Origin of the sequence: Micromonospora rubida (assembly GCF_009908295.1) — a bacterium.
Classification (GTDB): Bacteria; Actinomycetota; Actinomycetes; order Mycobacteriales; family Micromonosporaceae; genus Micromonospora; species Micromonospora rubida.
Genome location: NZ_JAAALO010000002.1, coordinates 765035 through 777133, shown reverse-complemented (window position 1 = coordinate 777133; position 12099 = coordinate 765035). Strand labels below are relative to the sequence as shown.

Genomic DNA, 12099 nt, shown 5'->3' with positions numbered 1-12099 from the left:
CTGGAGGCGGCCCGGGGCATTCGCTCCTGCTGTCAGCGCACGAAGCGCGGCAGGCTGACGAAACTCTCGTTGTACAACCGGTCCAGCGTGGTCACGTGGTACGTGTACCGCTGGCCGGCCTCGGCGGTGGCGTCCACCCAGGACTGCACCGAGCCGGGGGTGGCCCGGACCGTGCCGACCAGGTGGGACGCGTCGGCGAAGCCGCACTTCCCGACCAGGCCGTTCCCGTCGAACCGGTAGATCGCGTACGAGGCCGCCTTGCCGAGCGGGCCCACGCCGTCGGCCAGCTGCCGCCAGCTCAGCCGCACGCCGTCGTCCTGCCGCTGCGCGCCGGTCACCACCGGGGGCAGCAGCGGCTTCGCCGGCAGGTGCGGCATCGCCGGCACCAGGGCCGGGCGGGAGTAGTGCTCGGCGGCGTAGATGTCGGTCGCGCCGAGCCGGTTCGCCCTCACCTGCACGGCGGAGAAGTGCGAGTTGCCGAGCACCTCCGGGTACGACCGGTTCAGCGTCAGGTGGTCCGACAGCTCACGCGGGTTCTGCCAGAACGCCCCGTACGCCGGGTCGCCGCTCTTGTAGTCGGCCTGGCCGATGTAGAGCTGCACCCGGGTGCCGCGCACCGTCTCGGCCCACCACGGCACCAGCCGGGCGTAGTCGGCGGCCGGGTACTGGCCGATGTGCCAGTAGAGCTGCGGAATGATGTAGTCGATCCACTCCTCCTTCACCCACTTGCGGGTGTCGGCGGAGATGATGTCGTAGGACTGGCTGCCGGTGGTGTCCGAGCCGAGCGGGTCCGCCGACTTGTTCCGCCAGATGCCGAACGGGCTGGCCCCGAACTTCACCCACGACTTCGCTGCCTTGATCTTGGTGTTCATCTCCTGCATCAGCAGGTTGATGTTGTCGCGCCGCCACTCGGCCCGGTCGGTGAAGCCCCGGTTGAACTCGGCGAACGCCGCGTCGTCCGGCACCTGGTGGGTGCCGCTCGGGTACGGGTAGAAGTAGTCGTCGAAGTGCACGCCGTCGACGTCGTACCGGTTGACGGCGTCCATCATCGCGGTCTGGACGAACTCGCGGACCTGGGGAATGCCGGGATTGTAGTAGAGCCGGCTGCCGGCGACCCCGGCCGGCGGATACGCGAAGGTCCAGTCCGGGTGCTGCCGGGCCGGGTGGTTGGGGGCGAGCTGCGCGATGTCCGCGCCCGCGCCGCCGGGAGCCGGCATGGAGATCCGGTACGGGTTGAACCAGGCGTGGAACTCCAGGTTGCGCTTGTGCGACTCGGCGACGAGGAAGGCCAGCGGGTCCCAGCCCGGGTCCTGCCCGCGCACCCCGGTCAGGTACTCCGACCACGGCTCGTGCGGCGATGGCCAGAGCGCGTCGGCGGTGGGCCGGACCTGCACCACCACCGCGTTGTGGTTCAGCTTCTTCGCCAGGTCGAGCAGGCCCAGGTACTCCGCCTGTTGGGCGGCGACCCGGTCCGGGGCGGTCTGGGACGCCTTGCTCGGCCAGTCGATGTTGACCACCGACGAGATCCACATGGCCCGGAACTGTCGCTTCGGGGTGGCCGGGTCGGTGGTGCAGGAGGTGGTGGCGGCGTCGTTCGCGTCGGTCCCCGCCGCGCTGGCGGCCGTGGGGGAGACGGCGACGAGCGCCCCGAGCAGAGCTACGGCCAGCCCGGCGGCTCTGAGCCGAGTTGCCTTCATCCGGTGCGTCCCTTCGTTGGGGCTCGGGGTGACGGGGTCGGGTGGCGACGGACCCCGCGCGGCCGACCCCGGCCGTTGCGCGTGGCACGCACCCTCGGCAACATTCGCCGATGGGAATCTGTCGCTGGTAGGAAATTTTCACACTGGGTGGGGGTGGCGCAAGCCCCCCGGCCAGATCCGCGCCGACCGGCCACCCGATCGCCCCGGACGCGACCCGACCCGCCCGCCGGACCGTGACCTCACCGACACCGACGGTCTGCCTTCACGCCCCACCCCACCCCACCCGGGCCCGGCCCCGGCCCCGGCCCCGGATCGAGCCCCGGGCCCCGCGCCCCGGTTGATCAAGAGGTTTACGTCAGGACCCGGCCCAGATCTGACGCAAACCTCTTGATCACCGGGGGCGGGGCGGGGCGGGGCAAGGCGAGGCGGGGCGAGGCAAGGCGAGGCGGGGCGGGGCGGGGCGGGGCGGGGCCAGGCGGGGCCAGGCGGGGCGAGGCGGGGCGAGGCGGGGCAAGGCGAGGCGAGGCGGGGCAAGGCGGGGCAAGGTGGGGCGGGGCGGGGTGAGGCGGGCCGGGGTGAGGTGAGGGCGGAGGTGGGGTGGGGTGGGTGGGGTCAGGTGAAGAAGCGGGCAAGGTGGCGGGTGGGTGGCGGGGTGGCGTTCGGGGGGAGGGGGGTGAGGTCGGCGAAGATGCTGGCCCCGTCGCAGCCCACGTGCAGGGGGTACCAGCGCGGGGTGCCCGGCGGGCGCTGGAGGCAGATGCCCTTGAACGTCTGCACGTCGAGCAGCCGGACGTGGGTCGGGTCGGCCACCGCGTTCACGTGTCCCCACCAGGGGCTCATCACGTGCAGCACGCCGCCCGGCCGGAGCACCCGGTGACACTCGTCCACCAGGGGCAGGAAGTCGATCAGGTGCTCCAGGATGTGCACCGCGAAGAGCACGTCCACCGAGTCGTCGGCCAGCGGCAGCGAGCCGGACAGGTCGGCCACCGTGTCCACCCCCGGGGCGGGGAAGAGGTCCAGCCCCAGGTTGCCCGGGTACTGCTTGGTGCCGCCGCAGCCCAGGTCGACCACGACCGGGTCCCGGCCGGCCACCCTGACCCGGCCCCAGATCCCGAACACCCCGGCGAGTCGGCCGACCAGGTCCCGGACCAGCCGTAGCTGCGCCGCGTCGTCGACCTCGCCGGTCAGGTGGGCCACGCCCCGGTCGAAGCGCACCCGCACCGCGAGGTCGCGCAGCCGGTCGTCGTGGGACGCCTGATCCGCCCACGCCTCGGTGAGGAAGTCGTCGACCGCCCGCAGCCGTTCGGCCGAGGGCGGGGTCAGGGCCAGCGCGACCATGGGCCACCTCCGCCGGCCGCGTTACCCGGATCCGCCAGGACTATGCGTCAGCCGGGGAGGCGACGGGCCGGGCGGCCGGGGCCCCGGATGCGCTGCCGGGGCGACGGGGTGGCCGCCTTGGGCCGCTTGAGGTGGTACCGGTGCAGCTCGCTGCTGCCCGGCATGGACGGGTCCTCGCTCATCGCCACCAACTCCCAGCCCTGGTCGCCGGCCCGGTTCAGGTGGGCCAGCGACGTGTCGCCGTACGGGGTGACGTCGACCATCGACCCGTCCGGGCCGTACCAGACGAAGACGATCTCCCAGCCGGTGTCGGTGCTGGCCGCCTGGCGACGGCGGACCAACAGCGCGTACTCCCACTTGAGCATGGGGTCATTGTCACCCCGGGAACGCCGGTCGGCACGCCGTCAGTCCTCGGCGATCCGTCCCGCGTCCACCCGCACCCGGCGGTTGACGGCCACCGCTTCGAGCATCCGCCGGTCGTGGGTCACCAGCAGCAGCGTCCCCGGGTACTCGGCCAGCGCCGCCTCCAACTGCTCGATGGCCGCCAGGTCGAGGTGGTTGGTCGGCTCGTCGAGCACCAGCAGGTTCACCCCGCGCCCCTGGAGCAGCGCCAGCGCCGCCCGGGTCCGCTCGCCGGGCGACAGCGACGCCGCCGGCCGCAGCACGTGGTCGGCCCGCAGGCCGAACTTGGCCAGCAGCGTCCGCGCGTCGGCCGGCGCCAGCTCCGGTACGGCCAGCTGGAACGCGTCCAGCAGGGGCTGGCCGCCGAGGAACAGCCCCCGGGCCTGGTCGACCTCGCCGACCACCACGCCGGGGCCCAGCGCGGCGTGCCCGGCGTCCAGCGGCAGCCGGCCCAGCAGCGCCCCGAGCAGGGTGGTCTTGCCGGACCCGTTCGCCCCGGTGATCGCCATCCGGTCGGCCCAGTCGACCTGGAGGGTCACCGGGCCGAGGGTGAAGTCGCCCCGGCGTACCACCGCGTCGCGGAGCGAGGCCACGACGGCGCCGGCGCGGGGCGCGGCGGCGATCTCCATCCGCAGCTCCCACTCCTTGCGCGGCTCCTCGACCACGTCCAGCCGCTCGATCAGCCGCGCGGTCTGCTTGGCCTTCGCCGCCTGCTTCTCGCTCGCCTCGGAGCGGAACTTGCGGCCGATCTTGTCGTTGTCGGTGGCCTTGCGCCGGGCGTTCTTCACGCCCTTCTCCATCCAGGACCGCTGGGTGCGGGCCCGGGCCTCCAGCCCGGCCCGGGTGTCGGCGTACTCGGCGTACTCGTCGCGGGCGTGCCGGCGGGCCACCTCCCGCTCCTCCAGGTACGCCGCGTAGCCGCCCCCGTAGTGCCGGACCTGCTGCTGGTGCAGGTCCAGCTCCAGCACCCGGGTCACCGTCCGGGTGAGGAACTCCCGGTCGTGGCTGACCAGCACCGTGCCGGCGCGCAGCCCGGTGACGAACCGCTCCAGCCGGTCCAGCCCGGCCAGGTCGAGGTCGTTGGTGGGCTCGTCGAGCAGGAAGACGTCGTACCGGCTGAGCAGCAGCGAGGCCAGCCCGGCGCGGGCCGCCTGCCCACCGGAGAGGCCGGTCATCGGGTGGTCCAGGTCGACGGCGAGGCCCAGCTCGGCGGCCACCTGCTCGGCCCGCTCCTCCAGGTCCGCCCCGCCGAGGCCCAGCCAGCGCTCCAGCGCGTCGGCGTACGCGTCGTCGGCCCCCGCCGACCCGGCGGTCAGCGCCTCGGTGGCCGCGTCCAGCGTCGCCTGGGCGGCCGTCACCCCGGTCCGCCGGGCCAGAAAGTCACGTAACGTCTCGCCCGGCCGGCGCTCCGGCTCCTGCGGCAGGTGCCCGACCGCCGCGGTGGGCGGGCTGAGTGTGACGCTGCCGGCCTCGACCGGCAGCAGCCCGGCGAGGGTACGCAGCAGCGTCGACTTCCCCGCCCCGTTCACCCCCACCAGGCCGACCACGTCGCCCGGGGCGACCACCAGGTCCAGCTCGGCGAAGAGCAGCCGCTCCCCGTGCCCGGCCGCGAGATCCTTGACCACCATCGTCGCGCTCATGAGAAAGCGAGCCTATCGGTCGTGCCCGCCGGCGTTCGGCGGCCGGTCCGGCGGCCGGTTCCGGCACCCGGCACCCGCGCCCGCTCCACGCGGGGCAGACTCACCGGCGTGGCGACGACTCTGGCGATCGACTGCGGCGGCGGCGGCATCAAGGCATCGGTGCTCGACGGGGCCGGGACGATGCGGGCCCGGCCGCTGCGGGAGCCCACCCCGTACCCCCTGCCGCCCGCGCTGTTCGTGAAGACCCTGCTGGACCTCGGCGGCCGGCTGCCCACGGCGGACCGGGTGACCGTCGGGATGCCCGGCATGCTCCGGCACGGCGTGGTGGTGGCCACCCCGCACTACGTGACCCGGGCCGGCCCCCGCAGCCGGGTCGACCCCGACCTGTTGGCCGAGTGGTCCGGCTTCGACGCGCGCACGGCGGTCGCCGACGCCTTCGGGGTGCCCGCCCTGGTGCTCAACGACGCCGAGGTGCACGGCGCCGGGGTGGTGGCCGGCACCGGCCTGGAGCTGGTGCTGACCCTCGGCACCGGGCTGGGCAGCGCCGTCTTCGACGGTGGCGTGCTCGCCCCGCACCTGGAGCTGTCCCACGCCCCGGTGCGCTGGGGCACCACCTACGACACGTACGTGGGGGAGCCGGAGCGCCGCCGCCTCGGCGACGCGTTCTGGTCCCGCCGGATCCGGCAGGTGGTGGACGGGTTGCGCCCGGTGTTCCACTGGGACCGGCTCTACCTGGGCGGGGGCAACTCCCGGCTGATCCGGCCCGAGCAGCTCGCCCGGATGGGCGACGACGTGGTGGTGGTGCCGAACACCGCCGGCATCGTCGGCGGCGTCCGCGCCTGGGACCTGCACAGGGGAAGGACGCCGGCCTGACCGGGCCCTCGTCGGCCCGGTCCGGCGGTTTCGCCGCAGGAACACTCGCGTCCGGCGTGGTGTTGTGCCAGCGTCGGATCAGTGACGGCGCGAGACGGGGAGGTGAGTCATGGATCTTCTGGCGGAGTACCGACGGGCGACCATGTTCTTCGAGATGGGTGACGCGTCCGGAGCGGTCCGGCTGCTGGAGCCGATCGTCGAGGCCGAGCCCGGCAACTCCGCGGTGCGACAGCTGCTGGCCCGGGCGTACTTCCAGACCGCCCAGCTCCACCGCGCCGAGGAGCAGTTGCGCGAGCTGGTCGACCGGGACCCCAGCGACCACTACGCGCACCACGTGCTCGGCCGGACGCTGGAGCGGATGAACCGCCCGGCGGACGCGCTGCGGCACCTGCGCATCGCCGCCGCGATGCACTCGACGAACACCGACTACGTGACCGCGCTGCACCGGGTGGAGAACCGGGTCGGCGGCGGTCACTGACCGCGCCCGCAAGGGGAGGGGAACACACCCTCCCCTTGCGCGGCCCTCCGCCTCGTCCAGGCCAGGAACATCCCCGGGCGAAGCCCGAGAGAACCTTTCCGGCGGCTGCGGGCCTACCATGGTCTGCCATGGGAGCTGCGCAGGCGGTGGAGGCGGCATGAAGCTCAAGCTCGACCTGCACGACATCTTCAACAAGGGCCAGGACATCGACCGCGCGCTGCGCGGGATCATGGACGAGGCGGTGGCGAAGAAGGCCACCCTCGTGGAGATCATCCCCGGGAAGGGCTCCGGCCAGCTCAAGAAGCGGGTGCTGCGATTCCTCGACCAGAAGGACGTCAAGCAGCTCTACCACCGGGTGGAGAAGGACTCGAAGAACTTCGGCCGCCTGTTCATCCACTTCCGCTGGAAGTAGCGACGCCGAACCGGTCTGGTCCCTCGTGGGACGCCTGACGGCCGCAGCGACCGGCCTAGTCGCGGGGCCAGGGCCGCCCGTCGATCCGCTCGACACTCTCGTTGAAGCGGCGCAGCGTGGCGGCCAGGTCGTCCACCTCCTGCTCGGTCCAGTCCCGCACGATCTTCCTGAGCGCCGTGAGCATCTCGTCGCGGTCGGCGTCCAGCCGGGCCTTACCCTCTTCGGTGATCCGGAACTTTCGGGCGATTCCGCCGTCGGGGTCGGGAATCCGGTCGACGATGCCGGCGCGCAGCATCGCGGTGGTCTGGCGGTTGAGCGTCGAGGCGTCGAGGCCGAACGCGTCCTGCAACTGCGGGATGGACATCGGCCCCTCGGTGTCGAGGCGGGTCAGCAGTATGTAGGCGCTCCGGTCGAGCCGGTTCCCGAGCCCCCGCGACCCGGGACTGCTGAGGATCGCGTGCCGCGAGAGCAGCATCACCTCGAACTCCGCTCGGCGGGTGGCGTCGTCCATCGCGGGTCTCCCTGAGGGCTGCGGTCCGGCTCGGCACAGGAACGCTCCCAGCGTACTCGGCGATGTGCGCCGACCACACAATATGCAGGATACATATAGCATGTAGGATGCATGTGTAGTGCATCCCACACGAGGAGTTTTGTTGAAGCGAATCCCGTCTGCCGCGCACGAGGGGCGCGTCGTCGCCGTCCTTGCCTATGCAGGCATCGTCGCCGCAATCATGCAGACGCTTGTCGTTCCACTCATCGCCCAGCTCCCGACCATGCTGGGAACGACGGCGTCGAACGCCTCGTGGATCATCACCATCACGATGCTCACGGGCGCGGTCGCAACGCCCGTGGCCGGCAAGCTCGGCGACATGTACGGCAAGCGCAGCGTCATCCTCATCCTGACGGCACCGATGGTCGTGGGCTCGGCCGTCTGCGCCCTGTCGTCGTCGGTCGTGCCCATGGTCGTGGGCCGCGGCCTCCAGGGCCTGGGAATCGGCATCGTGCCCCTCGGCATCAGCCTGCTCAAGGACGTGGTGCCGCCGCGCCGCCTGCACTCCTCGATCGCCCTCATGAGCGCCTCGATGGGCGTCGGTGGCGCGCTCGGTCTGCCGTTCGCGGCCGCGGTCGCCGAGAACGCCGACTGGCGGGTGCTCTTCTGGGTCACCGCGGGCATGAGCGTTCTCATCGCTGTCCTGGTCGCCACCCTGATCCCGGCGGTGCGGCCCGACGCGGAGGAGCGCGGTCGCTTCGACCTGCTCGGCGCGCTCGGCCTGGGCGCCGCCCTCGTGTGCCTCCTCCTCGCCGTCTCCAAGGGGTCCGACTGGGGCTGGTCCAGCGGTACGGTGCTCGGCCTCTTCGTGGCGGCTGTCGTGATCCTGCTCGTCTGGGGCTGGTGGGAGCTGCGTACGCCGCACCCGCTCGTGGATCTCCGCGTGACCGCGCGCCCGCAGGTGCTCTGGACCAACGCCGCCTCCATCCTCGTCGGCTTCGCCATGTACGCGCAGTCGCTCGTGATCCCGCAGATCCTGCAACTGCCCACCCGGACCGGCTACGGACTCGGCCAGTCCATGGTCGCCATGGGCCTGTGGATGGCTCCGGCGGGCGTGTTCATGATGGCGTTCTCGCCGGTCGGCGCGAAGATCACCGCCCGCTTCGGCGCCAAGGTCACCCTGGCGCTCGGCGGGCTCACCATCGCGATCGGCTACGGCTCCGCGCAGGCGCTGCTCGGCTCCACGTGGGGTCTGCTGGTCGTGACGATCCTCTGCGCCGCCGGTGTCGGTCTGGCCTACGGCGCGATGCCGGCGCTCATCATGGGGGCCGTGCCGCACCACGAGCTCGGTGCGGCGAACGGGTTCAACTCGGTCATGCGCTCGGTCGGCAGCGCGATCGCCGCAGCCGTCATGGGCGTGGTGCTGGCCCAGATGACCACCGACTTCGGCGGTCACCCGCTGCCGTCGCTGTCCGGCCTGCGCGTCGCTCTCCTCATCGGCACCGGCGTCGCGGTGGCGGCTGCCGTGATCGCCGCCCTCATCCCCGTGCGTGGCGAGACCTCGCCCAGGCGCGGCGGGAAGGCCGCTGACCCGTCCCGGCGGGACGCCAGCGACGACCCGGGGAGCGAGGTCGCCCGCGCGCTGGCCTGAGCCGAACGCCTCCTGCCGATCATCAACGATGTGGTGCACCGGCTACGCCCGAGTTTTGACCAGTAGGTTCGTGAAGGACCAGTAGGCATAGGGCGCGCCCCGAACAGTGCCATCGCCGTCAGCGGTTGGGCAGGCCGGTCAGGACAGATCCTCAGGCTTCACCTTTCCCTCCTTGAGAAGTTGTCTGGCGAGGAGCATGCGGCCGAGGAGGAGCGCGTAAATGTTGCTCACGAGGATCAGGAAGGCTGCGCCCAGATTGCCTTGGCCCGACAACAACAGGGCGGGAAGACCGGCGAACAAGAACACGGGCAACAGGAAAAGCCACAGAGGGAACCGCAGGTAGTAGTGGAAGGACGGAGCGGGAAGTCTCGACACGAGGGCATTACACCCTGAAGGCGAGTGCTCACACCAGGCGGTAGACCAGCCCGGGGGGTGCACCACCCCGCGCCAAATTCACGGAAAGAGGGGCCATTCCGCGCGGAATGGCCCCTCTTTCCGTGAATTTGCGTGGCGGTGTTGGGTCTAGAGGGGGTAGGTGCGGGCCACCGCGAGCATTTCCGAGCTGTGTGAGCCGACCACGCCGACGCCCGGCGGGCGGGGGCGGAAGCCGGGGATGGCGGTCAGGCCGTCGCTGGCGTCCATCGCGCGCAGCGTCGTCGGTTGGGAGTTGGGCGCGAGCACCAGCGTGATCTCGATCCCCTCCGGCGGCGGGGCGTGGAAGACCACCCCGAAGCCCCAGGCCGCGTCGTCGGCGGGCCGGTCGCCGTCGATCCGCCGCCCGTTCACGGTCGCCGACTCCACGACGGTCGCGCCGTCGACGTGCAGGGTGGCGAGCCGGACCGGCCGCTGCGGGGTGAGCCGCACCCGCACGGTGCGCCGCTCGCCGGTGCCGGTGCCGGTGCCGGTGCCGGAACCCGAGCCAGAGCCAGAGCCAGAGCCAGAGCCGGTGTCGGCGAGGATGTCCAGCTTTGGCGCGGGCACGTTCGCCGCCTGGGCCGGGCCGCCCCGCAGCTCGGCGTCACCCAGCCCGGGGAAGTCGCCGACCTCGGCCACCCCGTCCACGTACCCGTCGGTCCAGGGTTGGGGGTCGGTCTCGCGGCTGAGCCAGCGGGCCTGCCCGGTGCCGGCGTCCAGGGCGTACATCAGGTGGGTGGGCACCGGGTGGGCGGCGTCGAACCGGTCGACGGAGAGCCCGACCCCGGCGAACACCGCCGCCGCGAGCCCGGCGGCGACGGCCGGCAGCGCGCCCGCCCGGCGGGCCCGGGCCGCGACCAGGCCGCGCTGCCCGCCGGCCTCCGGGTGCAGCAGGTCCAGCACCGGCAGCGCGGCGAGCCCAAGCAGCACCGCGAACAGGGCCGCGACGCCGCCCATCGCCATGCCGAGCGCCGGGAAGAGCAGCACCACGATCGGCAGCAGGATCACCACGGCGACCGCGCCGGCCAGGGTCGCCGCGACCACCGGCCAGGGGCCGTCGACCCGGGTACCCAGCGCGATCAGCCCGGCCGCCGCGCCGGCCAGGGCCGGCAGGGTCGTCAGGTACGCCCCGCCGGGCACCAGCAGCGCGAGCACCACGCCGAGCACGGCCAGCCAGCCCAGCCCGCCGATCGCCAGGGCGGCCGGGCCGATCCGGCGGCGGGTCAGCGCGTACCAGGCGACCAGGATCGCGGCGGCGAGCGCCACCACCGCGAGCCGGTACCAGGTCGGCCGGTACGGGTCGAGCAGCTCGGCGTAGCCGGGCCGCACGGCGGTGATCCCCGCCCAGAGCAGCTGCGCGGCCAGCGGGGCGGCGACGATCGGCACCAGCGCCAGCCCGAACCCGGCGGCCAGCCGCCCGTACGTGGTCCGGCCCCGCCGGCGGGCCAGCCAGCCGAGCGCGGCCACGGCGACCAGCGCCGCCAGCGCCAGCGGCAGCACCAGCCAGCTGGGGTAGTGGACCAGTCCGCCGGGGACCGGGAAGTACGTGGCGTCGTGCCCGGAGCGCAGGTCGGTCAGGTCGGTGCGGCCGAACTCGCGGGCCAGCCCGAGCGCGTTGTCGCCGTGCTGCTGGAGGCTGGCCCGGTCCATCGCGGCCGGGGTGTCCAGCGGGGTGTGGTAGATCGCCCCGCCGTCGATGTACGCCGAGTTCAGCCCGACGAACCCGGCCCGGTCGAGGAACGCGGTGAAGTCGGTGTCGTTGGGCAGCGCCCGGTAGATCTCCACCGCGAACGAGGTGCCGACGGGGTGCGGGGCGGCCCGGCCGAAGACGTCCACCAGCTTCGCGTTGTCCCGGGACGTCTCGAACATGATCACCGGGCCGGTGGAGCCGCGCGCCTCCAGGTTGAGCACCACCCCGCCGTCGGCGGCGAGCGGGTGGTCCGCCGCGAACGCGGACGCCCCGCACAGGCACGCCTCCTCGGCGTCGGTGAGCACGAAGACCACGTCGTTGCGGGGGCGGGGGCCGGCGGCCAGCGCCCGGGCCACCTCCAGGATCGTGGAGGTGCCGGCCGCGTCGTCGTTGCCGCCGGGCCCGGACTGCACCGAGTCGTAGTGGGCGACCAGGAACACCTTCCCGGTCGGGTCGGTGCCGGGCAGCCGGGCGACGACGTTGCGGACCCGGGCCAGGGTCGCCCCGGCGGCGGCCCCGCTGAGCTGGCCGGCCTCCTCGGCGACGGTGTCCTGCACCGTGGTCTCCAGGCCGAGGCCGCGCAGCACCGTCTCCACGTGCGCGCGGACCTGGTCGTTGGCCGGGCTGCCGGCCGGGTGCGGCCGGGCCGCGATGGCCTGCACGTTCTGGTACGCCCGTCCGGCGCTGAACGTGTCGGCCGGGGCGTCGGCGGGGGTCGGGTCGGGGGTGGCCAGGTCGTACGCGACGGTGCTGCCGACCGCGAGCAGGGCGGCGAGCGCGGCCAGGGCGGCGAGCGACCGGCGGCGGGGCCGGGTCAACGCCCGGTCGGCGGCGCGGGTGGGGGGCGGTGCGCCCACGGGGTCTCCTCGGGGGTGTGGCCAGGGTGGGGCACCATCCTGCACCGCCGGAGCCTGCGGCGGGACTGCCCGTCGGGTCACTTGTTCCCTTTGCCCGCCGGGTTCGTGACGGAGGGCATGCCGCCCGTGCCGAGCCCGTCGGTTTGTGTGCGACCGT

Annotated in this window: 11 protein-coding genes; 4 read left to right on the top strand and 7 right to left on the bottom strand. The window is 73.2% G+C overall.

Going from position 1 to position 12099, the window contains the following annotated elements:
• Nucleotides 1–32: 32 nt before the first annotated feature.
• The 4 genes from GVV04_RS08025 to GVV04_RS08010 all read right to left on the bottom strand — a co-directional run bounded on the left by GVV04_RS08025 (nucleotide 33) and on the right by GVV04_RS08010 (nucleotide 5077).
• Nucleotides 33–1697, bottom strand: a complete 1665-nt coding sequence (locus GVV04_RS08025; protein ID WP_161686097.1) for a glycoside hydrolase family 10 protein — start codon at nucleotides 1695–1697, stop codon at nucleotides 33–35.
• A gap of 612 nt (nucleotides 1698–2309) precedes the next feature.
• Nucleotides 2310–3035 carry a methyltransferase domain-containing protein gene (locus tag GVV04_RS08020; protein WP_161686095.1) on the bottom strand — a complete coding sequence of 242 codons (726 nt, stop codon included), beginning with the start codon at nucleotides 3033–3035 and terminating at the stop codon, nucleotides 2310–2312.
• A 47-nt stretch (nucleotides 3036–3082) separates the two neighbouring features.
• Nucleotides 3083–3400 (bottom strand): hypothetical protein, encoded by a 318-nt coding sequence (locus GVV04_RS08015; protein WP_161686093.1) that lies wholly within the window; start codon nucleotides 3398–3400, stop codon nucleotides 3083–3085.
• A 39-nt stretch (nucleotides 3401–3439) separates the two neighbouring features.
• On the bottom strand, nucleotides 3440–5077 hold the full coding sequence (locus tag GVV04_RS08010; RefSeq protein WP_161686091.1) for an ABC-F family ATP-binding cassette domain-containing protein: 1638 nt from the start codon (nucleotides 5075–5077) through the stop codon (nucleotides 3440–3442).
• A 108-nt stretch (nucleotides 5078–5185) separates the two neighbouring features.
• Between GVV04_RS08010 and GVV04_RS08005 the strand changes: the two genes are divergently transcribed.
• The 3 genes from GVV04_RS08005 to GVV04_RS07995 all read left to right on the top strand — a co-directional run bounded on the left by GVV04_RS08005 (nucleotide 5186) and on the right by GVV04_RS07995 (nucleotide 6840).
• On the top strand, nucleotides 5186–5950 hold the full coding sequence (locus tag GVV04_RS08005; RefSeq protein WP_161686089.1) for an ROK family protein: 765 nt from the start codon (nucleotides 5186–5188) through the stop codon (nucleotides 5948–5950).
• A gap of 109 nt (nucleotides 5951–6059) precedes the next feature.
• Nucleotides 6060–6428, top strand: coding sequence for a tetratricopeptide repeat protein (locus tag GVV04_RS08000; protein WP_161686087.1), 369 nt, complete (start codon nucleotides 6060–6062; stop codon nucleotides 6426–6428).
• A 157-nt stretch (nucleotides 6429–6585) separates the two neighbouring features.
• Nucleotides 6586–6840, top strand: coding sequence for a Smr/MutS family protein (locus tag GVV04_RS07995; RefSeq protein WP_117664998.1), 255 nt, complete (start codon nucleotides 6586–6588; stop codon nucleotides 6838–6840).
• A 55-nt stretch (nucleotides 6841–6895) separates the two neighbouring features.
• Here GVV04_RS07995 and GVV04_RS07990 read toward each other — a convergent pair whose 3' ends face one another.
• Nucleotides 6896–7351, bottom strand: coding sequence for a MarR family winged helix-turn-helix transcriptional regulator (locus tag GVV04_RS07990; RefSeq protein WP_161686085.1), 456 nt, complete (start codon nucleotides 7349–7351; stop codon nucleotides 6896–6898).
• A 118-nt stretch (nucleotides 7352–7469) separates the two neighbouring features.
• Here GVV04_RS07990 and GVV04_RS07985 point away from each other — a divergent pair, with 118 nt between their 5' ends.
• Nucleotides 7470–8981, top strand: coding sequence for an MFS transporter (locus GVV04_RS07985; protein WP_328822263.1), 1512 nt, complete (start codon nucleotides 7470–7472; stop codon nucleotides 8979–8981).
• Between the two features lie 138 nt (nucleotides 8982–9119).
• Here GVV04_RS07985 and GVV04_RS07980 read toward each other — a convergent pair whose 3' ends face one another.
• Both GVV04_RS07980 and GVV04_RS07975 read right to left on the bottom strand, forming a co-directional pair.
• A complete protein-coding gene (locus GVV04_RS07980) occupies nucleotides 9120–9287 on the bottom strand; it encodes a hypothetical protein (protein ID WP_161686081.1) in 168 nt (55 codons plus the stop codon).
• Nucleotides 9288–9503: 216 nt separating this feature from the next.
• Nucleotides 9504–11942 carry a M28 family peptidase gene (locus GVV04_RS07975; protein ID WP_161686079.1) on the bottom strand — a complete coding sequence of 813 codons (2439 nt, stop codon included), beginning with the start codon at nucleotides 11940–11942 and terminating at the stop codon, nucleotides 9504–9506.
• Between the last annotated feature and the right edge of the window lie 157 nt (nucleotides 11943–12099).

What these genes read in the sequence shown, in the direction of transcription:
- GVV04_RS08025 (WP_161686097.1), bottom strand. Translation starts at nt 1,697, where the DNA reads ATGAAGGCAACTCGGCTCAGAGCCGCCGGGCTGGCCGTAGCTCTGCTC.
- GVV04_RS08020 (WP_161686095.1), bottom strand. Translation starts at nt 3,035, where the DNA reads ATGGTCGCGCTGGCCCTGACCCCGCCCTCGGCCGAACGGCTGCGGGCG.
- GVV04_RS08015 (WP_161686093.1), bottom strand. Translation starts at nt 3,400, where the DNA reads ATGCTCAAGTGGGAGTACGCGCTGTTGGTCCGCCGTCGCCAGGCGGCC.
- GVV04_RS08010 (WP_161686091.1), bottom strand. Translation starts at nt 5,077, where the DNA reads ATGAGCGCGACGATGGTGGTCAAGGATCTCGCGGCCGGGCACGGGGAG.
- GVV04_RS08000 (WP_161686087.1), top strand. Translation starts at nt 6,060, where the DNA reads ATGGATCTTCTGGCGGAGTACCGACGGGCGACCATGTTCTTCGAGATG.
- GVV04_RS07995 (WP_117664998.1), top strand. Translation starts at nt 6,586, where the DNA reads ATGAAGCTCAAGCTCGACCTGCACGACATCTTCAACAAGGGCCAGGAC.
- GVV04_RS07990 (WP_161686085.1), bottom strand. Translation starts at nt 7,351, where the DNA reads ATGGACGACGCCACCCGCCGAGCGGAGTTCGAGGTGATGCTGCTCTCG.